Genomic DNA, 23,354 nt, shown 5'->3' with positions numbered 1-23,354 from the left:
ATAAACATTGTTGGTGCACTTCGATTTATTATAAATTAAAGGGACATAGTTGATTGGAGTGGAGGCTGGGCGACTCCTTGGGGATCAGCGATAGAGGAACGAAGGCTAAGACCATCACATCCTGCGATAACGCCTTCGTGACCAACATCGTGTTGGCCCGAGACCCTGCAGCGAAGCGAAGCGGCTCATCGGACGCCCCCAGGAAAGCGCCCAGCCGGAACGGAAATCAACTCTTCGTTTCGGCGAATGGTCATACTTTCATTTTAGTTATCTAAAAAACTAGGAAGCTTGATGTGCTCATATTCTTTGGGGTGAAGCAAATTCGCAAGCTTCAATGCACCCTCTATAAGGCGTGGTGATGGACGACAATAAAGCCATTCCTCCATTACGTGAAGCTGTTTCATTTTAACGGCTTGTAGCTCCTGCGCATGTGAACGTTTTAATAAATTGGCTGGTTGAATACGCTCAAAGGCAACGCCTACCCAAGCCATCATAATATAGTCTGGGTCACGTCTTACTACATCAGCCCAATCAGTTTGCACACTTGCTAGTTCTACATCTTGAAACAGATTTTGTCCACCAGCAATGGCACTAATTTCAGTTAGCCAATTAATGTTACCTGGAGTAAAAATAGGATTTGGCCACCATTCCCAATAGAGAGTAGGTTTTTTAGGAATCGTTTGAGCAACTGTGCGAAGACAATCGATACATTGTAAATATTCCTCAGAAATTTCTTTTGCACGCCCTTCAACCCCGCAGGCTTTACCTAAAGTATGGAGATCTTGAGCGATCTCCTCTAATGAATTAGCATTAAAAACAATATGGGGAATATTTCTAGCTTGTAACGCTTCAATATTTTTTTCCATGCCGGGGACACTTAAGGATGCGAGTACAAGATCAGGCTGTAATGCTTCTAATGCATCCATATTAATTGATAAATCTGGTCCAAGCTGAGGTAAGTCTTTTACTGCTAATGGCCAATCCGAAAAATCATCGACACCAACAAGTTGATCAGTCAGGTCTAAATAAGCCACAAGCTCGGTATTACTCGGACAAATTGAGATTAAACGCATCTTCTTATCTCCAATTCTTTTTAAGAAAAGTATAACGAGTGTTGGGGGCACATACAATGCCTGAATGCTGGCCACAATAAAAAAGGCATGCCTGCAAGAGACATGCCTTTTGATTACTTATTAAGAAAGTGCGATAGCTTCAAGTGATTCTTCTTTTTTCGCTACAGGACCCATCGCATTTGTAATAATTTGTTTAATTTCCTCTAACGTTGCTTTACGTGGGTTTGTTGCAGCGCATACATCTAGCATTGCGTTTTTCGCTAAGATCTCGATATCCTCATCCTTCGCACCTAATTCGCGGAAGCCACTTGGAATGTTCAAATCTCTAGAAAGATTTTCAATTGCTACAATTGCTTTCTCAGCAGCATCACGTTTACTTAACGTTTCAACGTTTTCGCCTAACAATTCTGCGATTCTCGCAAAACGCTCAGTACGCGCTGTTAAGTTGAAGCGGCAAACATGTGGCAATAAAATAGCGTTACATACGCCGTGTGGTAGATTATAGAAACCACCTAATTGATGAGCAATTGCATGCACATAGCCAAGTGATGCATTATTAAACGCCATGCCTGCTAAAAATTGTGCGTAAACCATTTGCTCGCGTGCTTCTAAATCAGCACCGTTTGCATAGGCACGTGGTAAATATTCAGGAACTAGCTGAAGTACCTTTTCTGCGCATGCATCAGTAATTGGTGTTGCGTTTGTCGACACAAATGATTCGATTGCATGTGTTAATGCATCTAAACCAGTTGCCGCAGTTAGAGCAGGAGGTAAGCCAATCATTAGTTCAGGGTCATTAATCGATAGTAGTGGAGTAACATGTTTGTCCACGATGGCCATCTTCACTTTACGAGCTGTATCCGTAATAATTGTGAAGCGAGTCATTTCACTTGCTGTACCAGCAGTTGTGTTAATAGCGATTAATGGAACCAGTGGGTTTTCTGATTTGTCAACGCCCTCGTAATCATGAATGCGTCCACCATTCGAAGCAATAAGTCCGATACCTTTTGCTGCATCGTGTGCGCTACCCCCTCCAAGAGAAACGATTGAATCACAGTTTTCAGCATGATACACTGCAATCCCGTCTTCAATGTTTTGATCTGTTGGATTCGGTTCTGCTTTCGGGAAAATTGCTACATCTATTCCAGCAGCTATAATGATGTTAGCAATTTGTTCAGAGAGACCTAATTTGTGTAAGCCCTCATCTGTTACGATTAATGTCTTTTTCACTTCTAAATCATTTAAGCGTGTACCAACTTCTTGAATTGCTCCAGGTCCAAATAAGTTTGTTTTCGGCATAACAAATTGCTTTAGAACGTCTGACATATTTCCAACCCCTTTAAAATAATTGTTATTGCTTGAATGATGGCGAACCACCTTTCGAAATTCATATTATTCTATTTTTTGTAAAAGTTCAACTCGTATTTTTATTAAAATTGTTAATTTTACTCGTGTTATTATTTTACAAAAAAGTTAGATGGTTATTTGATATGATGAAAGGTTGAATTGTCTAGTAGTATTGATTTGAAAACGTTTTGAAAATTGTTTTCCTATGAAAGTAAAATATATTTTTTGGAAATGTGTTCTATTTTAAAGGAGTATTGAATAGTAAATAACTGATAATTTGTTTTTAATATATTCGTAGTGTAAATATTGTTTTTTATTTGTGTAATTACTATTTTAAAGTACATAAAATCGTCATAATTAATAGGAATATTTAAAATTACTCGATCCTTCTTTTTAAAATGTTTAAGGAGATCCATAATGCGAGAACTAAATAAAGAATGACCGTATATCCGAGTAATGCACACATATAGAAAATTGCCTTTGAATCAGAATTTATAGGAGGATAACCACTGTGAACATTAAAATGATATACCTCCTGCTCAGAACCGTACCAAATAGCTACTAGCAAAAAGCTGATTAAAAGGAGAGCCAGTAGAGCTTTTTTATGAAAAGTGATGTGCAGCAGACTTTCTTTAAAAGTAATTGACCGCTTTATTTTCTTGCTTTGATGCTTTTTAAAGGGAACTAAGAAAAAAATCATGATGCCACTATAAACTAAAACCATCACAGTAAGTTCAGAAACCCCCATTATTTCCTCCTCATTTCTAATATTTTTTATTTAGACTTCCGTAAAGATAAAAGGGTTCCTTTTTCATTAATACATATTAATTAATATTTACAAACTGGAATGAAAACTTATTAAATCTTTTATTTTTTGGGCACTTTTCAGGGATATTTTTAATTTTATTTAATAATATTTCAATGAAAATATGTTCAATAAAGGGGCGGAGGAAATGTCCATTAGACAAGAACAAAAAGAACAACGAAAGGCCTTAATTTTACAATCTGCATTAGATTTGTTTATTCGGAAGGGGTATGGTGAAACGAAAGTTGCTGATATTGCTAAAGCTGCTAATATGAGCATGGGGTTGCTTTTTCACTATTTTGACTCTAAGGAAAAGCTTTATGAAGAGCTAATTCGCATAGGCTGTGAAAGAACTAAAATGGATTTTGATTTTATTAATGATTCACCATTGGCAATCTTTACAGCGACTGTTGAGGAAATGATTTACATGATCAGTACAAACCCGTCTGCAGCAAAAATGTTTGTGCTAATGGAGAATGCACAACATCTTGATTCCTTGTCGGAAGATTTAAAAGTAATGCTTGCTGAAGCAGATAAATTAATAAAAAAGAGTATTCCATTAATAAAGAAGGGGCAATTGCTAGGTGAAATTTATTAAACAGGGAAATGCTGAAGCGCTTGCGGTAGCATTTTGGTGTTCTATTCAAGGAATCGCCCAATACATTGCGCTACATCCCGAAACTCCTTGTCCCAATGCAATGTGGGTTATTTCAATCCTTGAAAACAGGGAGGCGGATTGAAAAATGAAAACTAAACGCAACTTAATAATCTTTATAGTTGTCGTTTTGCTATGTGGTTGGCTGGGTGTTTTTGTAGATCGCTTCATCCCTGAACAGCCTAGAGGTGACACACTTGGAATGGGGATTTGGCTAGTATTTCCGCTGCTGACAACTATACTGTTACGTGTTTTTGCAGGAGATGGTTGGCGAGATATAAGCTTATTACCTAATATGAAAGGTAATATAAAATGGTATATTGTCTCGCTCCTAGTCTATCCTGTCATCACTTCTATAGTTTTGTTAGTAAGCTATCTATTTGGCTGGATGGATTTTTCGGATTTTAATGTAGATGCATTAGTTTCAGTTTTTGTAGGTGGTTTACTGATTCAATTTGTTAAAAACTTTTTTGAGGAATCAGTTTGGAGAGGTTATTTGACAAGTAAACTTTTAACGTTAAAAGTAAATGATTTTTGGTTGTATTTTATTGTAGGTGGTGTTTGGGGAGCCTGGCATATTCCATACTTTTTAGTGTTCTTATCAGAAAGTGATATCCTCAATGTGCTTCCTGTAAATAGGTGGCTATTTGCATTAATAGGTATTGCGACGATGATTTGCTGGACAGTAATGTATACAGAAATTTATTTAATGACGAAAAGTATTTGGCCACTTGTCCTTATGCATATGACAGAAGATGCACTTGTAAATCCACTTATTCTTGATGGATATATCAAAATTGCTCAGGGAAAAGAATTTCTTGTTTCTCCAACGGCAGGTATTATTACTACAATGCTTTACCTAATGGTTGGGATTATATTGCGAACTAAACGAAAAAAGCTGGAGAGGGAAATTGTATTAAAATCTACTACAACAGCTATTGTTAAAATTTGAAAATTTAGCAATGAATAAAAGTTCTAGGTGCTATTAATCTAACAAGGCTTCTAGGATTTTTATTATTAAAGTATCCTTTTTTGTTTAGTATTATATAGAAAATGATAGATTACACAATAGAGTTTTAATAGATAAATCATGAAATAACGTAGTATTTTTTACAGAGTTTTAAGCCTAAAAAAAACCTTATGATTAAGTTGTTCCAAAAAACAACAACACAAGGAGGAGTTTTTTATGGCAATTAATAATGGTAATTCAGATTTCAGTTTAAAGGTATCTAAAACAGGGATAAAAAGTTTAAGCATTTCTTGGAGTAAAAGTGGTGGTATTGGTTACGGCGGATCAATTCAAGTGCAACGGCCAGGAGATGGAAAAATTATTTTTTCAAAAGAGTATAGTCAAACGACTGCAAAAGATTCTTTAACGGTTGAAACCCCGTATTTTGGTGAATACAAAGTTCATATTAAGTCAAATAAAGGTAATACGTATGACGTAGCTTACTGTAAAGTTCATTTATCAAAATCAACTTCATCGACACATGAGTTCACAGCAGCAGATATTCTTCAGTGGAAAAAAGAAGCTTCAATTTCAATAGCAACTTTTGGAGTATTAGGTTTTGTGAGTTTTTTAGTTGTATCTGTTACGGCTACGGTAATTTCAGTAGGTGCTTCAATAAGAGATGTTTGGGTTCATGACACTAAGTATGAGCCATTTCCAACTCCAAAAGTGGGAGATAAGATTACTACGAAAATCGAACCTGTTACGGATGGAGTTAAAACAACACTTTCATATAAAGCGAAAAATGGAGCAATTTATCAAGATAAAGTAACTACTGCAAAATACTTGACATATCAACGATAATAAAAGATTAAAAGCACATGTTAAACATGTGCTTTTTTTAAATAGTTATAAAGTTGATAAAAAAAGAAGATATAGCAGGCAAGCAAAATTAATATTACTACCAAATCTAAAAACCCGAAATTTGTAAATAAAGTATCTCTTATAATGAAAATAAAAATGCTTAATAACAAGAGAATACTCAAATTTGAAAGTAAATTAATAAGTCGTTTTTTTTGTTTGAAAATTAAAGAAAGAATTATTTTTAGAGCGAGGATAAGGCCGAAAACAAATAAATATATATTCATAATCATGTCGAATTCCATGTCTCACCTCAAAAAATTATTTAATTAATCCATTTCACTTCATGATACCTTATTTTCGTTATTTATTGTAATACAATGTGAATTTATAGTATAGTTAATCTTAAAAATAGAACGTATGTTTTTTGTTTAGTGGATGTTTTGAAATATGTTGATTTTATAAATCTATTATCGAGTTGTGATTCTCGATTGTAGTTTCAATGGTATTACTCGTTAAATTGGGCAACGCTATGAAGAACATAGAAATAGCGATTAGAACAAATGGACTTAAAAACACAAATATCAAGAACGAAGATTAAATATAATTAATGTTAAGAATTAATTTGGAACAGAAAAATAGGGGAAGGGGAAATAGAAATGAAGAAGAATGGACGCAAATTAGATAAATTAGTAGAAGAATATTTGAAATTGTATCCATATATATATAAAGAAAAAGTCGGAACTTTAACCAAAAATCAAATGATAGCTATATGTATTAGTGAGTTATTAAACATAATGCCAGAAAAAGAAGTTGCCTTTATCAAATATAGATATTTAAAAGGCTGGACTATAGTTAAGGTAGCTCAGGAGATGAATTATAGTCAGCAAATGATATATGTTATTCGCAAAAATGCATTAGAGAAAATTTTCCACGGTATTAGTCATTTGCTATACAGTGAGGAAAAAAAGTTGTTTTCCAATACTGAAAAAGATGATGAAATTGTTTATATCATTAATAAAAGATTTTACTATGGTATGAACAAATATATATAATTTGCCGATATGGCTATTTTTTTATCGCCACAAAAGAACGTGTGTTCTGTTTTGGTGGGATGTAAATTCATTTTAAGCAAAGTCACTCATTTGAAAAGTAAAATGTGTGACTTGATAGTTTTATCATTCCATTTTGAAATTGCTTAATAGAAATAACCGACATTTAGAAATGGGAGAGGAAATGAAAGTAACAGTTAAAGAATGGTGTGTCATGTCAGAATACCTCCTGCTCATAACCGAACCAAATAGCTACTAACAAATAGTTACTAACAAATAGCTACTAACAAAAAGCTGATTAAAAGGAGAGCCTTTTTTATAAAAAATGATGTGCAGTAGAATGCTTTTTTTGGGATTTTATGTTAAAATAAACATATTGAATTTGTGAAGTTTTATATCGATGTTAGTAGATTAAATGATGAGCGAGGGGAACACTTATGATAATGTGGTTTCGACACTTACCACCGAAAAGTATGGATTTATCAAAATGGACTTCTTTCATACAGAATAATTGGTATCGAAAACATTATATGAAGTTTGTATATCTACTTCAGATTATCATTTTTCTGATACCCAATTTCTTTGGAACAGGGTTCACTCATATTAGTATATTTCCTCTCATTTTAATAGGTGTCTTTGTCTTCGTCATTCACGAATGTCTACACATTTTAGTTATAAACAAAATAGGTGATATTAGCTTAACATTTAGCGGAATATTTTTTTGGTTAAATACAAACGCAATCCTTTCCAAAATGAGGTTTTTGGTCTTTATGAGCTTGCCGTTTATTGTATTATCGGTGGTTCCTGGCATTATGTCGTTCTATGTATCAGGAAATATCAAATCAATCATATTATTTGTAAGTTGGATAAACTCGGTGATTTCCTCCTCAGATATCGTAAATTCATTTTTAATTGCAATTAAACCGAAGAACTCGGAATTTTGCAGAGGTTATTATCGAGTGAAATAGTATTAAAGGGTTACTCAAATACGTTTAAACTAAAGGCGTTAGGTTAAACTTACGATATTCGGAAGTGAAAAGACTGATTAAGTTGTAGCTTTGTAAAAAAGATTGATCGTTTATAATAAAGATTGATAATTTGTAATAAAGTTTGATAAAAATCACCTCTTTAGTTAATTTTTGAGGTGGTTTTTTTATGGATATTTGAAGTTTATCATGTGAAAAATTTTACTTAAACTACGGAGCAGGTTAGCTGAATAAGGGGTAAGTTAAGAAAGAGATTATAAGAGAGGGTGGGTAAATGAGGAAGTATGCTTTTTTGAAAGAAGAAGGAAGTAACATATGTAAAGTTATGATTTTTGCTTCAACTGATGAAACCAATGTGTTTTTGTACGACACCATAGAAGACACAGCTTGCTTTGCAGATTGTTGCTTTGAAAATATTGAAGAGGAGAAGAATATTGCAAAGAGCTTGGAGTTAACAATAAGGATTGGTGTTATATAGAAGATCCCTTGGAAGGTTGTCAGGACGATACTATAAAATGCAAATGAATTTGTTATTGAACGAACGGGTGTTTTACTTGAAGATCATTGAGTTGCATAGGCAGCTCTTTTTTTCTTATTGAACTAAAGATCTTCAATCAGAGAAATAACTGGGTGAAAAGATGTGCCGAATTCTAGACCGTCTTTTTTAGAAAACACTTGCTACGGCAGATGCTTTTTGTGGGAGGCGAAATAAAAAAGATTGAAGAATACTCTCAACCATTAATTAGATATATTGTTGTCACCATTACAAAAGCATTAATAACTAGCCACAATTCAGCCCCGAAACAATGGTTTTTAATGCATTGTTGTGCATTGTCGATAAAAAGCAAAAACCCTAGAGAACCTTGTTATAAAAGGTTTTCTAGGGTTTTCTAAACTACTCTTTGCAGAGTAATTTAATTAACGAGAGTAGTACTCTACGATGAATGCTTCGTTGATTTCAGCTGATAATTCAGAACGCTCTGGTAGGCGAGTGAATGTACCTTCTTTTTTGTCAGCATCAAATGTTAAGTAGTCAGGTACGAAGTTGTTTACTTCGATTGCTTCTGTTACTACAGCAAGGTTTTGAGATTTTTCACGAAGAGAAATCGTTTGACCTGGTTTTACGCTGTATGAAGGGATATCAACGCGTTTGCCATCTACTAAGATGTGGCCGTGGTTTACTAATTGACGAGATCCACGACGAGTACGAGCTAAACCTAAACGGTAAACTAGGTTGTCAAGGCGAGTTTCAAGAAGGATCATGAAGTTTTCACCGTGTACACCTTTCATTTTACCAGCGCGGTCAAATAGAGTACGGAATTGACGTTCGTTCATGCCGTACATGTGACGAAGTTTTTGTTTTTCTTGAAGTTGTAAACCGTATTCTGATAATTTTTTACGTTGGTTTGGGCCGTGTTGACCTGGTGCGTAAGGACGTTTTTCGATTTCTTTACCTGTACCGCTTAGTGAGATACCAAGACGACGTGATAATTTCCAAGATGGACCTGTATAACGAGACATATTGTTGTCTCCTCCTTTAAATTTGGTTTTTTTGTTGTAAAACATAAACCAGTAGTACCCATTCTTATACGCATTTTATTTTCATGTATTTTCGCCTATGCAGCCGTTAGGTTACACAATACACCATCTATTTGAATCTGTTTAGTTAACCGAAATAAAATAGAGGAATAAAATACAGTAATAAGCTCATACCACTGCTGCGTTTATTTTACACAAACTTCATTGTAACTGCTTATTACATAGACGTCAATTATTACACTAACTATTTTCAAAAAAGAACTATAGTAAAAATTTCCTCTCTATACACGATGCAAAATTTTGGGATAGTTAATGATACAGTGTGAAATGTAAAATATAAAAGTAAAGTAGAATAACATAGTCAAAATGACACAAATTATGTATAATATACAATAAGTTAATAGTAATTGATTTGTACGTTATATAGAAAAGGTGATTTCATGACAGACCATTTACAAACGCTAAAATATATAAAATCAGATGTTTTGAGCATTTGGGTGAGTTGTAAAGAACAAACTGGTTTAAATGAGTATTTTCGCCCATTGAAACAGTGTCTAAAGAAGCATTTTGGAATTGTAAATGTGGCATTTCTCGGTTTCGAAGGTAATTCTTTAATTCCTATAGAAAAGATGGCTACTTTAACAATTGAAACAAAACTAAATGCTGTGTCATGGTTAATGATTGAAGCTAGTTTTTATCAACAGAGAATGGTGAAAATTCCTTATATATTAAAAGAAAAAGCAGACTATACGATGATGACAGATATGGTCCTTTTCCAAGTAGAAGGTAAAAATCCAATTGGTGTGCTACTTGTAGAGGCAACAGATGCTTGGACAGACTTTATGACTTCTAATTACGGGGAAGAAAGTATAGAAACGCTTACGAAAGTTCTTCAGTTGATGAGAGAAAATAATGAAGTAAAAGTGAATGAAGATCAATATAGAAAATTGTATAATATGACAGATTTATTTCATTCAACTATGGATATTGATTTAATTTTAGAAAATGTCTTAAAAAATATTAAGGATAATTTTCCCGAATTTAATGTGGGGCTTATACTATCGAATGATCAAGACCGCCATACGACTATCGATATTAAGCTTTTTGATTACTTATCTGAAAGGCCTGCTACTATTGAGGCTTTTGTCTCAGGAGAACTGACGACTGAGCTTGCTAGCGATTTGAATTGTCGAGTATTAAACGCGCCTATTAAAGGGAGACAAGCTATTTATGGCATTTTACAAGTAAGTGCACCTACAACGTATCTTTTTTCAACGACTGAAAAAGATTTTGTACGAATGCTAGCACAAACATCAGGAAATGCGCTCGAAAATGCAAAATTATATCATCAATCACATCGCCTTGTGAGTGATTTGCAACTCATCAATGAAACATCACATCGTTTAAATATGAGAATAGACATTAATGAAATGTTACTTTTCCTTCAAAAGCAGTTAATGAAATCCTTTCAACCAATGGAAGTTTGTTTCGCTTTTAAGCATAATGACACATTTGAAGTGACCGATGCTAGTACGACCTTATTTAATACAGAAAAGGGTCAAACATTTATAAAACATGTTGAACAACATTTTGAAAATACCGATGATCCACTATTTATCGCTGATTTCAGCCGATTAACCCCTAATCAAATTGAATATCGTTCAATTATGGCAATCCCGATTTTAATGGAAGAAAAAATTAATGGCTTTAGTATTGTGTTACACAAGGAGCCATATTTCTTTTCGTTTGATAGCTTTAAATTAATGCAATCATTAATCCATCACTCTTCTTTAGCAATTGCAAACTCAATACTACGAAATCAACTTCAGGAAATGGTAGATTTAGACCATTTAACAAAATTGTATGCAAGAAGTTATTTAGACCAGTATGTAGAAAAGTCACTTAAAAGTGATCAATCAGGGATGTTCTTACTCATTGACATTGATAATTTCAAATGTGTGAATGATACGTATGGTCATCAAATTGGTGATAAGATTCTTATGCAAATTGCGGTAAAGTTAAAAGATATGATTGGAGCTCGTGGTATTTGTGCACGCTGGGGTGGAGAGGAAATGTCTGTGTATGTCCCGAATATTGAGGAGAAAGAAGCAATCGAATTGGCAGAAGCAATCGTTGCAGTAATTCCAAATACAACAGATCCTCAGGTGACAATTTCAGCAGGTCTTATAACATGGGATGAACTGTATCGTCCAGCGTTTCAATCTGTTTTCCTACATGCAGATACAGCGCTTTATGAAGCGAAAAACAGTGGTAAAAATCGATTTTGTATGCATGATCGACCGTATCAAATAAATTAATAGTTCGCTACTAAAATTAGGGATGAACAATCGTGGCACATCGGACGCCGCTAGGAAAGCGCTCAGAACAGAAATCGACTTCAAGAGATAAAACGTCAGGCATCTTTTCACAATGAAATACCCTGAAATGATACTAAATCATTTCAGGGTATTTTTTTTTTATAAATGGGAGAGTAAGGTTTTTACGAATAGCTCTAACCCCTCTTGATCTTCCTTAGAAAAGCGATTAACGATTGGACTATCGATATCAAGAACACCGATGACCTCTCCTTCTTTTTTCAAGGGAATCACGATTTCGGATTGGGAAGCGGCGTCGCAGGCAATATGCCCTGGGAAGTCGTGTACGTCTTTTACCACCATTGTTTCTTCTTTACTTACAGCTGTTCCACAAACACCGCGTCCAATAGGTATTCTAACGCAGGCAGGTAAGCCTTGGAATGGCCCTAATACAAGTTCCTCTCCTTGTAATACATAAAAACCAACCCAATTAATGTTCGGCAGAAACTGATTTAGTAATGCAGAGGCGTTACTTAAATTAGCAATGCGATCGCTTTCTCCTGTAAGTAGGGCATCTAATTGTTTGGCCAAAGTATTATATTGCTCAGCAATTGGCCCTTCATAATTAATTTGAGTAAACATAAAAGCACCTCGTTTGAAAGTTATTTATTTTGGATATATAACATTATAGTGTTGATGCAAATCAGCAACAGTATGGGCATCTGAACCGAAAACAAAGGGAAGCCCAATAGATTTACTGTAATCTATGAAGGAAAAAGGTGGATAAGTTTCCTGACAATGTGTTTTACTTAATCCAGCGCTATTTAAATCTAGCTCATAGCCTTCTTCCTTCATTAAATTTAAAACTTTTCGAATCTGTGCAGAATCATCAATTTTCACCTTATGTGCTAATTGGAATTTGTGAATAAGTGAAGGATGCCCAATGCGCTTAGGCTTGTATTGTCCTAAATCTGCTTTAATGGATTGTAGGACGGTATCGTAATATAAATTGTACACTTGTTCAATAGAGCCCACTTTTTTTGAAAAAGCCATAAAACTTTCTGGAGAAAAGTCTATGCATTCAAAGGTATTGTGCCATTGTAAAAAATGAACAGATAAAATAGAGTCATCTAAAAAGTGTCCATATGTATCAAGAAATTGACGAGTTTCTTGTTCAAAGCCTTGAATATAGTCAACCTCTAGTCCTATATGAATGCGAATGTCTTGTGCGTATTCCTTTTGAAGGCGCTGTAAATCTTCAAAATAAGGCATTAAAAATTCTGGATTCATACCACTGTCTTGCTGTGGTGTAGGGTCAACAAAATTCAATGGCAATGGTGCATGTTCTGTAAAGCTAATATCTGTGAAATCATGAGAGATTGCTTTTTCTATATACTGCTTAAATGAATCAGAAGTACCGTGTGGACAATATGGGCTATGAACATGGCCGTCACATTTCATAAATACCACTCCTTTATATTTTGGATAATAACACTTATATTTGCGCATATTGTTCAAAAATTAAGTAGTTGTTATTCTTTAAAGGCGTAATTACACAAAAAACACGCAAATTTTAGTACAAAAGGCGATAACATAGTATATAATAAATACAACTAGCCAATTCGTTTATTGTAGAAATAGGAGGCTTACGATGGAGTATATCATCATTCCAGTTATCCTACTATTAATTTTAACGATAGTAGGATTTATGATGCGACGAAAACATACAACAATCATTGCTAAACTTGAAAATGAAAAATCCCAAATACAAAACAATCCCATAAATGAGGAAATTTCAAAAGTTAAATCTTTAAACATGAACGGTGAAACGGAAGAAATGTTTGAACGATGGCGTAATAGTTGGGATGAAGTCATCGACGTACATATGACAAAAATTGATTCACTTTTATTTGATGCAGAGGATCAAATCAATAGACTTCGTTTTAATAAAGCAACGTTAATTGAACGTGAGATAGAAGAGTACATTAAAAAGTGTGAACAAGATAAAGATAAAATTTTAGAAGAACTAAATGAATTAATTGGCAGCGAAGAAAAAAATCGTATTGAAATTGAACAATTAAAAGAATACTATCGCTCTGCACGTAAAACATTGTTAGCACACCAACATTCATTTGGGGTAGCATTACCAGCTTTGGAGAAAAAGCTGGAGACGTTTGTTCAAAAGTTTGAGGAATTCGATGTGCTTACGAGCGAGGGAAATTATTTGCAGGCGCGAGAAATTGTTATTGGCTTAAACCAAGAATCACAACAGACATTTGAATATATCAATGATGTCCCATCAATTTTGACTGAATTGCAAGTGAAGCTTCCAGGAGCGGTACAGGAATTACGAAGTGGCCAACGTGAAATGGAGGAGCAATCCTATTATTTACAGCATTTAGAGTTAACTGAAGAGCTTAATAAATTTGATGAAGAATTTGTGACATTAAAAAATGAATTAGCAGAGCTTAACTTAAATGTTGTTAAACCACGTGTTACGGATATAACTGAAGAGATTGATCATTTTTACGATCTACTTGAAAAAGAGGTTATTGCTAAAAATTATGTTGACCAAAATTGTGATCGTTTATTAGGCTCAATCACCAATGTTATTAGTTCAACAAGATTAGTAAGTGATGAAGCAACCTTTGTGCAGCAAAGCTATCGCTTAAATGAAAAAGATGCAGAAATTCCAAAAGCTGCATTAAAGCAATTAGAGGCTTTACAACGTCGCTATGACTTATTGGCGATGCGTGTTAGAGAGGAAAAATCTGCATATTCAAGTTTGCAGGAAGAATTGATTGAAATTAACGATGAGCTAGAACAGATTCATGACGAGCAAGGTCACTTGTCAAATACGATGAAGAAGCTACGAATTGATGAAAACAAGGCTCGCACGCAAGTAGAAAACTTAAAGAAAACATTACAAGAAACAGATCGTCTATTGAATAAGGCAAATATTCCAGGTATCCCTGAAGAGATGGATGCCCGTCTAGATGAGGCAGCAGAGCATATTTATGTAGTTATGCAAAGCCTGCAAGAGGTGCCTCTCAATATGGGAACAGTTCATAATAATTTAAATGCTGCAACACTTTGTGTAGAGGATGTAAAAGCGAAGGCGCATGAATTGATTGAAAATGTAATGCTGATTGAACGTATTATTCAGTATGGTAATCGTCATCGTGCAACAAATCCAAAATTACATACTCGTTTAAAAGAAGCAGAAAAATCCTTTAATCAATTCCGTTATTCCAAAGCATTAGAAGAGGCTGGAACGGCCGTTGAAGAAATGGAGCCGGGTGCTTTAAAGCGAATTCAAGAACTTGTAGCAGAAGAAACAGTGTCAAGTCAAGTATAATAAGAAATTACAGAAGCTGTCTAAAAGGTATTGTCATTACTTTTTTGACAGCTTTGTTTTTATGATGTGGAATTTCTCCAAATAGAAGACCTTCTCCAGACTTTTGGGGAGGCTAAATATGATGCCTCATCCCAATTATTGATTAAAGTAGAGGTGTTTATAATGCAATTTTATAGTCGGGAAATGAATGAAATGTATGCGACTGATATATTAAATTGGAAATACGATGAACCATATGATTTTTACAACAATGAACTTTGCGACGAATCGCTAAAAGAATTTCTTGAAAGTCCGTATTATTCTATTGTCAATGATAAAGAAGAGCTAGTCGGTTTTTTCTGTACAGGAACATCTGCGCAAGTACCTAAAGGACATGACTATGGCGCATATGCAGAAGAATGCATTGATGTTGGGGTAGGGATGAAGCCTGGGCTGACAGGAAAAGGTTATGGTGCAGAATTTTTTTCATTTATCTTAAATGAGCTACAACAAGAAAAAAATGGTCCTCTTCGTTTAACAGTAGCTTCCTTTAATACAAGAGCCATTCACCTATATGAAAAATTAGGCTTTGAAAAAGTTATGGACTTCACTGCTTCAACTGAATTTATAACAATGAAGAAAGGTTAAAAATAAGCGGGTTGGACTTTTGCATTGTTAGGCTCTATTATAGCGTGGAGTTGATTTCCGTTCCGATTGGGCGCTTTCCTGGGGGCGTCCGATGAGCCGCTTCGCTCCAGGATCTCGGGCCAACACGATGTTGGTCACGAAGGCGTTATCACAGGATGTGATGCTTTTAGCCTTCGTTCCTCTATCGCTAATCCCCAAGGAGTCGCCCAATCTCCACTCCAATCAACTTATTCAAATGACATATTTTTTAAATAAAATAGCATCCCAAACTGTGAAATCACTTGTATGGTACATTACCATATTGAAGGAAGATTTCACCATAATAAATCCTAGTCATTTTTTATACTAAGGAAACGTTCATAGTAAGTCTTTTAGATGCCGCTCTATAAAGGGTGGTTTTTCACATAAAAAGCAAACAAATAAGTGATTAAATTAGGATAATTGTTAAAGTTAGTAGTCAATTGCTGAAGATTGCGTTATGATAAATACCGTTAAATCAACGTTTTGAAAGTGTGTGAATATTAATGGAAGTTAATACAATCTATTTAGACAACAGTGCAACAACAAAACCTTTAAAAGAGGTTATGCAAGCATTTATGGTAGTGAATGAGCAGTATTATGCCAATCCTGCTTCCATTCATGCAATGGGTGTTGAATCAAACGAATTATTAATGCGTGCACGTGAGCAAGTAGCAGATATTTTGCATACAGAAGCAAAAAATGTGCTATTTACATCAGGTGGTACTGAATCCAATAACACAGCTATATTTGGTTTAGCACGTAGCAACACACATAAAGGAAATCATATTTTAACAACTGAAATAGAACATCCATCTGTCCTAGAATCTGTGAAGCAACTTGAGCAAGACGGTTTTGATGTAGAATACTTGCAGGTAGATGAAAACGGAGTTATTTCTTTAGAGGAGCTTCGCACAAAAGTGCGTAAGGATACCATTTTAGTAAGTATGATGCATGTAAATAATGAAATGGGTGCAATTCAACCAATTTTTGAAGCTGCAAAAATTATTCATGAATCGAGTCGTGCAGCTTTTCACGTAGACGCTATACAAAGCTTTGGGAAGTTACCGATATCATTTAACGATGACGAGGGACCAGACTGTATTTCAATTTCAGGTCATAAAATTCATGGCTTTAAAGGTTCGGGTGTACTAGCATTCCGTAAAAAGATGAAATGGCAACCGTATGCACTTGGCGGAGGGCAGGAATTTGGTTTGCGTAGTGGAACAGTAGCTGTACCGCAAGCTGTAGCCTTATCCAAAGCAGCCCGAATAGCCATAGCGACGATGAGTGACCGTGCGAAAAAATACCGTCAATGGTATGAAGAAATATGTACGCAATTACGTGGATATGGGGATGTAGTGCATATTCTATCAACACCAAAAGGAGCGGCACATATTTTATCTTTTAGTATTCGCGACTTAAAAGGTGAAGTCATTATCAATGCATTGCAAAAGCGTAATGTAATTGTATCGACATCGAGTGCATGTTCATCGAAACAGACAAAAACAAGTCATGTTGTTGAAGCTCTAAATATCGATGAGCATTTTAAAAATGGTGTTATTCGTATAAGTTTTGGCGCGCATGTAACAAATGAAGATATAGAAAAGTTTAAACAAGTATTAGATGAAGTATTGACTGAACTTAAAGGAGAATTATAAAAATGATTTGGAAAGAAATTTTAATTCGATATGGAGAGCTTTCTACAAAAGGCCGCAACAAGATGGATTTTATTCGTCGTTTACGAGAGAACATTCGTCATGCGTTTTCGGATTTAGGACATTTACACATTCGCACAGAGCGTGATCGAATGTTTATAGCCATTCAAGATGAAGCACAAATGGATGTTCTATTAAAAGGATTACCTAAAATTTTTGGTATCCAATCATTTAGTCCCGTGGCAGCATGTGAAAAAGATATCGAAGCCATGAAAAAACTTGCCATAACAATTATGGATACATTTAAAAATGAGCAGCTTACTTTTAAAGTAGAAGTAAAGCGCACAGATAAAACATTTCCGTTAGAATCACATGCCATTCAACGCGAAATTGGTGGTTATGTATTACCACAATATCAAAATTTATCAGTAAAGGTGAAGAAGCCTGATATCGAACTTCGTATAGAGGTGCGTCATGATGCAACATATATGATGGCACAAGTAATTCCAGGTGCAGGTGGAATGCCTGTAGGCTCGAATGGTAAATCTTTATTAATGCTTTCAGGTGGTATCGATAGTCCTGTTGCCGGTTATTTAATGATGAAACGTGGAGTGCGCTTAGAAGCGATTCATTTCTTTAGCCCACCATATACAAGCCAAAATTCATTGGAAAAAGTAAAGGTACTTGCTAATGAATTAACGAAATTTGGAGCTAGTATACGTTTACATGTTATTCCTTTCACTGAAATTCAAGTTCTTATAAAAGAAAAAGTACCTTCTAATGTATCAATGACAACAACTCGTCGTATGATGCTAAAAGTTGCTGACAAAGTACGTGAAGAAATTGGTGCACTAGCTATTGTTACAGGTGAAAGTCTTGGACAAGTAGCGAGTCAAACTCTTGAAAGCCTTACAGCTATTAATGCCGTAACGAACACACCGATTTTACGTCCATTAATCTCATCAGATAAATTAGAAATTATCGATATTGCAGAGAAAATTGGCACATACGAAACGTCTATCCAGCCATTCGAAGACTGCTGTACAATTTTTACTCCTGCAAGTCCAAAAACAAAGCCAAAGCTTGAAAAGGTTGAGCATTACGAAAGCTTCTCGGATTTTGATGAACTGATCGAACGAGCAGTGAAAAATCGTGAAGTCTATATTTTCCCGAAAAAAGAACAAGAAGCCGATAAATTTGCGGATCTTCTATAGAAGAAACTTGCGATTTCATAAGAACCGACTCAAATGTCCATTTGAGTCGGCTTTTTTTGTCTACTTCCTTCTGAGGTACAATTTACCTATAATTTTTTTGTATTAAAAATCTAATAACGCACATTCTATATTCACAAGGAGGTGAGAAACATGACAAACAACAACAACCGCAGTTCAAACAAGCTTGCTGTACCTGGTGTAGAGCACGCACTTGATCAAATGAAATACGAAATTGCACAAGAATTTGGTGTTCAATTAGGAGCTGACGCTTCAGCTCGTGCTAACGGTTCCGTTGGCGGTGAAATCACTAAACGTCTTGTACAAATGGCAGAATCTCAATTAAAAGGTATGCCAAACAACCAATAATTGCATAATCAGCAATTAAAATTAAAACCAGTGACCGTAAAAGGCACTGGTTTTAGTTTGTTTAAATTGTTTATTTTTTATCCCGTATTAACGGGCAGTAATTTATCTATATAGAAAGAGAAGCGTCAGGTCCTCCCATTTCAATTCAATGAGAGCAAAGAAATAAGAGATGCTTTAAATGTAGAGACTGTATTTGAAATATCCTCACTTTCGCAAATCGCGGAAATAACTGCTATTCCATCTGCACCTGCTTTAAATACAGTATGTGCATTCGAGCAGTTTATGCCTCCAATTGCAACGATAGGGAGCTCCGGGTATTGTTTGCGAACTTGTTGTAAAAATTCAGTTCCACTAGGCGGTTTGGCGTCGCTTTTAGAGGTGGTTGAAAAAATTGGACCAATTCCTACATAGTCAGCACCATATTGTAGAGCAGTTTGTAATTCAGCTTGTGAATGAACAGAAACCCCTAGAATCATATTGCCAATTTTTTCACGTACCATCGACACAGGAAAATCTTCTTGGCCAATATGAACACCATCTGCACTAAGTTTTATAGCTAGTTCTACATTATCATTGACGATAAACGGAACATGATACTGTTGACAGAGCTTTTGACATTTGCGAGCAAAATTTTCATATGCTTGTCCAGTTAGTGTATTTAACCCTTTTTCACGGTATTGAAACATTGTAATTCCGGATTGGAGAGCTTTCTCTAAAACGTTTATTGGCTCCTGATTGAAAACATTACCTGTACCCATAATAAAATATAGCTGTAGATCGTCACGTTTCATGAATGATCACCTCGCAGGAATCCTTATAGTTTTGATAAGCAAAATGATTTGTTGGACCATGGCCATTACCTATAGATAAATCATGAGTTATGGCTAATTGAATAAATTTTTTAGCTTCCTCAATTGCTTCTTCTATAGGTAGCCCAAGACTAAGAAAAGCAGTTAATGCTGCGGAAAACGTACAGCCTGTACCATGCGTGTTTTTTGTTGCAATACGAGTAGACTGCATGGAAAACGATCGACCATCTTGAAAAAATACATAATCAGTAGCATAACATTTATCCTCTAAATGACCGCCTTTCATAACGACGCATTGAACGCCTGTTTGTAATAAGACCTGAGCTACTTCTTTAATATCTGCTAAAGAATTGATTTTCCTTCCAGAAAGGGTTTCGGCCTCAGGGATGTTTGGCGTTACAATTGTTGCTAAAGGTAGCAAATCACTTCGTAATGCCTCAATTGCTTCTTGCTGTAATAAACTTTCGCCACCTTTTGCAATCATAACAGGATCTACAATAAGCGGAATATTTACTTCGGCTAAAATATGTGCAATTGATTGGATGATTTCGGAGGAAAATAGCATTCCTGTTTTAATAGCACTAATTGAAAAATCCTCGATTAGCGCACTAAGTTGTTTTTCAATAAAGCTCACTTCAATTGGTAATACACCCGATACACCCAGTGTATTTTGGGCCGTTAAAGCTGTAATAACAGATGTTCCAAACACTTTTAATTCCTGAAATGTTTTTAAATCAGCCTGTATGCCTGCGCCGCCGCCACTATCTGAACCAGCAATTGTCGTTACAATATCCACTATTCTTCACCACCCTTGGAAAGGCGATGTAGTTCATTCAATACAGCAATTTGAAAATCGCCAATGAATCGAGTAGAAGAAGCAGCTTTTTCTGCCAATTTTTTATAAAGTGATAATGTTTCTAGCAATTGGTCAAACGGTTGATTTCCTGCGGCGTAGGATGCACAACATAATGCACTCAATAAGCAACCTGTTCCAGTAACTTCTGTCATTTGAGCATTTCCACCTGTAACCCATTGCTGATGTGTGCCATCAGTAATAAAATCCTTTTCACCGGTCACAATAACAATACAATTGTATTGTTGAGCTACTTTCTGTGCCTCAACTTCTACAGAAATTGAACCACTACCACTATCTACGCCTTTTTGTTGCCAGTCTACATTGGCAATTGCCGCTAGCTCTCCGATATTACAACGTATTGCCGCAAATTTAATGTCCTTCAGTAATTGCTGTACCGTTTGTTTTCGGTAAGATGTTGCACCGGCAGCAACAGGATCTAAAATAACGGGAATGCCAAGAGCATTTGCTTTTTTCCCTGCAAGTAACATGGATTCTTTCATTCGCTCATTTAGGGTACCGATATTGATCAATAAGCCTGAGGCGATTGTGACCATTTCTTCAACCTCGTGACCGTCATCAGCCATGACTGGAGAAGCGCCTATTGCTAATAAGCCGTTTGCTTGAAAATTAGCCACAACGTAATTAGTCATGCAATGGATAAGTGGATTTTGTTTACGAATCGTTTGAAATATCAATTTAAGTCCTCCTCGTTGGATGGACGTAAGCGTGCAAAAAAGACTCTTTTTCGTGCAAAAAACACGTAAAAGAGCCTTTCATCAGTAATTCGATGTGAACTGCTCCCTACGTCAGTATTAACTAACAGGTTCAAAGGGTCAGGTTTTACCTTCTCAACTCTAAATGAGTCCCCCTGCAATCTTGCTTTTAGTTGACCAAAATGTACCATATTATTCATTTGTGTTCAATAGGGAGTTTTTTTCTTCATTCAGATTTTCTGTGCGAAAGCGACGATTACGCCAAGTTGAAATGGATAGAAGCAATACGTGACTGATGCCATATAGCAGAGCATGATAGTTGTCACGACTTTCATGAATTAGAGTGAATTCCATTGAAAATGATAAAAATTGAGTTTTATAATGGGCGTAACAAAAGGGGGCATTTGCCATGAAAAGAGAAGATTTAATCGCACCAGAATGGTATAACATTTCAGAGGAAATTGAAAAATATGCACAGGATTCTACCAAAAACGCATTATTAGTTTATAACGAAAACGGAGAAATTCAGTACATTACATATGCAGCCTTACTTGAAAAGGCCAATCAGGCAGCACATGTATTTACCTCTCAAGGTTTGAAAAAAGGTGATGTTATTTTAATTATGGTACCGAGATCAGTGGAAGCGTATATTGTGTACATTGCGGCGTTAAAGGCAGGTTTAACTATTATACCTAGTTCAGAAATGCTGAGATCTAAGGATATTGAATATCGAATCAATCACGCTAACGCAAAAGGTGTTGTTGCATTTGAGCCTTATATTGAACAATTTGATAGTGTTGAAAATTTACAAGAAATACAGCAATTTGTCATTGGTCATGCACATGAACCTTGGCAGCCATTGCTTGAAAAAATGCAAAGCCAACCAAAAAGCTACTTTAATTCTACACCAACTAAGAGTACAGACATTGCATTTTTAGCATATACAAGTGGTACAACAGGCAATCCAAAGGCAGCAGTACATACACATAGCTGGGGTTACGCACACTTACGAACTACTGCACCAAATTGGTTAGGTGTTCAAGAAGGTGACATAGTATGGGCTACAGCAGCTCCTGGCTGGCAAAAATGGATTTGGAGTCCGTTCCTCGCTACTTTAGGAAGTGGTGCAACAGCATTTGTTTACAAAGGTCACTTTGATGCGGGTACTTACCTTGCACTGATTGAAAAATTCAATATTAATATTCTGTGTTGCACACCAACCGAATATCGATTTATGGCGAGTCTTGAAAATTTACAAGATTTCAATGTAAGTACAATACGTCAGGCTGTGTCAGCGGGCGAACCTTTAAATAGTGAAGTGATAAAAGTATTTTCCGAGGTTTTTAATTTACAAGTACGAGATGGCTATGGACAAACAGAGAATACATTACTTGTTGGTACAATGGTAGGGATGGAGGCTAGAATGGGCTCAATGGGTAAACCTACCCCGGGTAATTCTGTTGAAATTATCAATGATTTTGAAAGTCCTGTTGCGGTCGGAGAAGTTGGAGATATTGCTGTACACTGTGAAACGCCCGCGTTATTTAAAAAATATTTAAACGATCCAGAACGGACAAATTTACAATTTAGAGGCGATTGGTATATTACCGGTGATCGTGCATATAAAGATGAAGATGGCTATTATTGGTTTGAAGGACGTGGAGATGATGTCATTATATCGTCTGGGTATACGATTGGCCCATTTGAGGTAGAAGATGCGTTATTGAAGCATCCTGCAGTGAAAGAAACTGCCGTTGTCGCGAGTCCAGATGAGATTCGTGGAAATCTCGTAAAGGCGTTTGTTGTGCTCTGTGAAGGAGAAGTTGGTAATGAAACACTTATAAAAAAACTACAAAACCATGTAAAAACTTTAACAGCCCCATATAAATATCCTCGTGTGATTGAGTTTGTTACTGAGCTACCAAAGACTACATCAGGCAAAATTCGTCGTGTCGAATTACGAGAGCAAGAAAAAATCCATTCTATCACTCATCATTAATTTCCTAGGAAATAATGTCGAAAATCAAAGTTCCTGCTTTTTTTATGAACTTTGATTTTTTTTTTATATTAGGTAATGTATTATTATAGGTTGGATAAGTTAAAGCTTTTGCAAAGTGTTGGAGATCAACCCCGTGTTATGGCGATAGGCCATA

At 35.6% G+C, this 23,354-nt stretch carries 23 protein-coding genes and 1 riboswitch; of the genes, 14 read left to right on the top strand and 9 right to left on the bottom strand.

Translation table 11 applies throughout. The features are described 5' to 3' along the window. Nucleotides 1-263: 263 nt before the first annotated feature. From ACQKN2_RS08915 to ACQKN2_RS08905, 3 genes are all read right to left on the bottom strand, one after another. Nucleotides 264-1,073 (bottom strand): cobalamin-binding protein, encoded by an 810-nt coding sequence (locus tag ACQKN2_RS08915; RefSeq protein ID WP_427414659.1) that lies wholly within the window; start codon nt 1,071-1,073, stop codon nt 264-266. Nucleotides 1,074-1,193: 120 nt separating this feature from the next. Beyond that, nucleotides 1,194-2,399: an iron-containing alcohol dehydrogenase gene (locus ACQKN2_RS08910; protein WP_427414658.1), complete on the bottom strand. Its 1,206-nt coding sequence runs from the start codon at nt 2,397-2,399 to the stop codon at nt 1,194-1,196. Nucleotides 2,400-2,796: 397 nt separating this feature from the next. Further along, nucleotides 2,797-3,168: a hypothetical protein gene (locus tag ACQKN2_RS08905; RefSeq protein WP_427414657.1), complete on the bottom strand. Its 372-nt coding sequence runs from the start codon at nt 3,166-3,168 to the stop codon at nt 2,797-2,799. Nucleotides 3,169-3,373: 205 nt separating this feature from the next. On the opposite strand from ACQKN2_RS08905, the gene ACQKN2_RS08900 reads away from it, so the two are divergent. The 7 genes from ACQKN2_RS08900 (at nt 3,374) to ACQKN2_RS08870 (ending at nt 8,206) form a co-directional block, all read left to right on the top strand. Continuing rightward, nucleotides 3,374-3,823 carry a TetR/AcrR family transcriptional regulator gene (locus ACQKN2_RS08900; protein WP_427414656.1) on the top strand — a complete coding sequence of 150 codons (450 nt, stop codon included), beginning with the start codon at nt 3,374-3,376 and terminating at the stop codon, nt 3,821-3,823. Further along, complete coding sequence (locus tag ACQKN2_RS08895) at nt 3,810-3,965, top strand: hypothetical protein (RefSeq protein ID WP_427414655.1); 156 nt, start codon at nt 3,810-3,812, stop codon at nt 3,963-3,965. Before ACQKN2_RS08900 ends, ACQKN2_RS08895 begins: the two co-directional genes overlap by 14 nt. Before the next feature lie 3 nt (nt 3,966-3,968). Next, the gene (locus tag ACQKN2_RS08890) at nt 3,969-4,832 is read left to right on the top strand and encodes a CPBP family glutamic-type intramembrane protease (protein WP_427414654.1); all 864 of its coding nucleotides are present in this window, start codon (nt 3,969-3,971) and stop codon (nt 4,830-4,832) included. A gap of 234 nt (nt 4,833-5,066) precedes the next feature. Beyond that, entirely contained in the window at nt 5,067-5,693 is a 627-nt protein-coding gene (locus tag ACQKN2_RS08885; RefSeq protein ID WP_427414653.1) for a hypothetical protein, read from the top strand. Between the two features lie 656 nt (nt 5,694-6,349). Beyond that, nucleotides 6,350-6,745, top strand: coding sequence for a sigma factor-like helix-turn-helix DNA-binding protein (locus ACQKN2_RS08880; RefSeq protein ID WP_427414652.1), 396 nt, complete (start codon nt 6,350-6,352; stop codon nt 6,743-6,745). 470 nt (nt 6,746-7,215) lie between these two features. Then, nucleotides 7,216-7,710, top strand: coding sequence for a DUF3267 domain-containing protein (locus ACQKN2_RS08875; protein WP_427414728.1), 495 nt, complete (start codon nt 7,216-7,218; stop codon nt 7,708-7,710). Between the two features lie 310 nt (nt 7,711-8,020). After that, entirely contained in the window at nt 8,021-8,206 is a 186-nt protein-coding gene (locus ACQKN2_RS08870; protein ID WP_427414651.1) for a hypothetical protein, read from the top strand. A gap of 440 nt (nt 8,207-8,646) precedes the next feature. Here the strand turns inward: ACQKN2_RS08870 and rpsD are convergent, their stop codons facing one another. Next, nucleotides 8,647-9,249, bottom strand: coding sequence for a 30S ribosomal protein S4 (rpsD, locus tag ACQKN2_RS08865; RefSeq protein ID WP_197144667.1), 603 nt, complete (start codon nt 9,247-9,249; stop codon nt 8,647-8,649). A 458-nt stretch (nt 9,250-9,707) separates the two neighbouring features. On the opposite strand from rpsD, the gene ACQKN2_RS08860 reads away from it, so the two are divergent. Further along, entirely contained in the window at nt 9,708-11,585 is a 1,878-nt protein-coding gene (locus ACQKN2_RS08860; RefSeq protein ID WP_427414650.1) for a sensor domain-containing diguanylate cyclase, read from the top strand. Nucleotides 11,586-11,744: 159 nt separating this feature from the next. Here the strand turns inward: ACQKN2_RS08860 and ACQKN2_RS08855 are convergent, their stop codons facing one another. Both ACQKN2_RS08855 and hisJ read right to left on the bottom strand, forming a co-directional pair. Next, complete coding sequence (locus ACQKN2_RS08855) at nt 11,745-12,224, bottom strand: GAF domain-containing protein (protein WP_427414649.1); 480 nt, start codon at nt 12,222-12,224, stop codon at nt 11,745-11,747. 24 nt (nt 12,225-12,248) lie between these two features. Continuing rightward, the gene (hisJ, locus tag ACQKN2_RS08850; RefSeq protein WP_427414648.1) at nt 12,249-13,043 is read right to left on the bottom strand and encodes a histidinol-phosphatase HisJ; all 795 of its coding nucleotides are present in this window, start codon (nt 13,041-13,043) and stop codon (nt 12,249-12,251) included. Between the two features lie 190 nt (nt 13,044-13,233). Here hisJ and ezrA point away from each other — a divergent pair, with 190 nt between their 5' ends. From ezrA to ACQKN2_RS08825, 5 genes are all read left to right on the top strand, one after another. After that, complete coding sequence (gene ezrA / locus ACQKN2_RS08845) at nt 13,234-14,940, top strand: septation ring formation regulator EzrA (RefSeq protein ID WP_427414647.1); 1,707 nt, start codon at nt 13,234-13,236, stop codon at nt 14,938-14,940. A gap of 162 nt (nt 14,941-15,102) precedes the next feature. After that, nucleotides 15,103-15,567, top strand: coding sequence for a GNAT family N-acetyltransferase (locus tag ACQKN2_RS08840; RefSeq protein WP_427414646.1), 465 nt, complete (start codon nt 15,103-15,105; stop codon nt 15,565-15,567). A gap of 524 nt (nt 15,568-16,091) precedes the next feature. Beyond that, complete coding sequence (locus tag ACQKN2_RS08835; protein ID WP_427414645.1) at nt 16,092-17,246, top strand: cysteine desulfurase family protein; 1,155 nt, start codon at nt 16,092-16,094, stop codon at nt 17,244-17,246. A 2-nt stretch (nt 17,247-17,248) separates the two neighbouring features. After that, nucleotides 17,249-18,457 (top strand): tRNA uracil 4-sulfurtransferase ThiI, encoded by a 1,209-nt coding sequence (gene thiI, locus ACQKN2_RS08830; protein ID WP_427414644.1) that lies wholly within the window; start codon nt 17,249-17,251, stop codon nt 18,455-18,457. A 150-nt stretch (nt 18,458-18,607) separates the two neighbouring features. Then, nucleotides 18,608-18,823, top strand: coding sequence for an alpha/beta-type small acid-soluble spore protein (locus ACQKN2_RS08825; RefSeq protein WP_323649131.1), 216 nt, complete (start codon nt 18,608-18,610; stop codon nt 18,821-18,823). Nucleotides 18,824-18,963: 140 nt separating this feature from the next. Here the strand turns inward: ACQKN2_RS08825 and thiE are convergent, their stop codons facing one another. The 3 genes from thiE to thiM are packed head-to-tail and all read right to left on the bottom strand — an operon-like array spanning nt 18,964 to nt 21,183. After that, nucleotides 18,964-19,614 carry a thiamine phosphate synthase gene (gene thiE, locus ACQKN2_RS08820; protein ID WP_427414643.1) on the bottom strand — a complete coding sequence of 217 codons (651 nt, stop codon included), beginning with the start codon at nt 19,612-19,614 and terminating at the stop codon, nt 18,964-18,966. Further along, entirely contained in the window at nt 19,604-20,428 is an 825-nt protein-coding gene (thiD, locus tag ACQKN2_RS08815) for a bifunctional hydroxymethylpyrimidine kinase/phosphomethylpyrimidine kinase (protein ID WP_427414642.1), read from the bottom strand. Before thiD ends, thiE begins: the two co-directional genes overlap by 11 nt. Then, nucleotides 20,428-21,183, bottom strand: a complete 756-nt coding sequence (gene thiM, locus ACQKN2_RS08810) for a hydroxyethylthiazole kinase (RefSeq protein ID WP_427414641.1) — start codon at nt 21,181-21,183, stop codon at nt 20,428-20,430. Before thiM ends, thiD begins: the two co-directional genes overlap by 1 nt. A gap of 86 nt (nt 21,184-21,269) precedes the next feature. Then, nucleotides 21,270-21,368, bottom strand: a riboswitch (TPP riboswitch). A gap of 242 nt (nt 21,369-21,610) precedes the next feature. On the opposite strand from thiM, the gene mbcS reads away from it, so the two are divergent. Then, nucleotides 21,611-23,200, top strand: a complete 1,590-nt coding sequence (mbcS, locus tag ACQKN2_RS08805; RefSeq protein ID WP_427414640.1) for an acyl-CoA synthetase MbcS — start codon at nt 21,611-21,613, stop codon at nt 23,198-23,200. Nucleotides 23,201-23,354 lie beyond the last annotated feature (154 nt).

The organism is Lysinibacillus sp. NPDC093688 (assembly GCF_050280145.1).
GTDB lineage: Bacteria > Bacillota > Bacilli > Bacillales_A > Planococcaceae > Lysinibacillus > Lysinibacillus xylanilyticus_B.
Note: the sequence above shows the minus strand (reverse complement) of the source record. Positions and strands in the feature narration are given on the sequence as shown.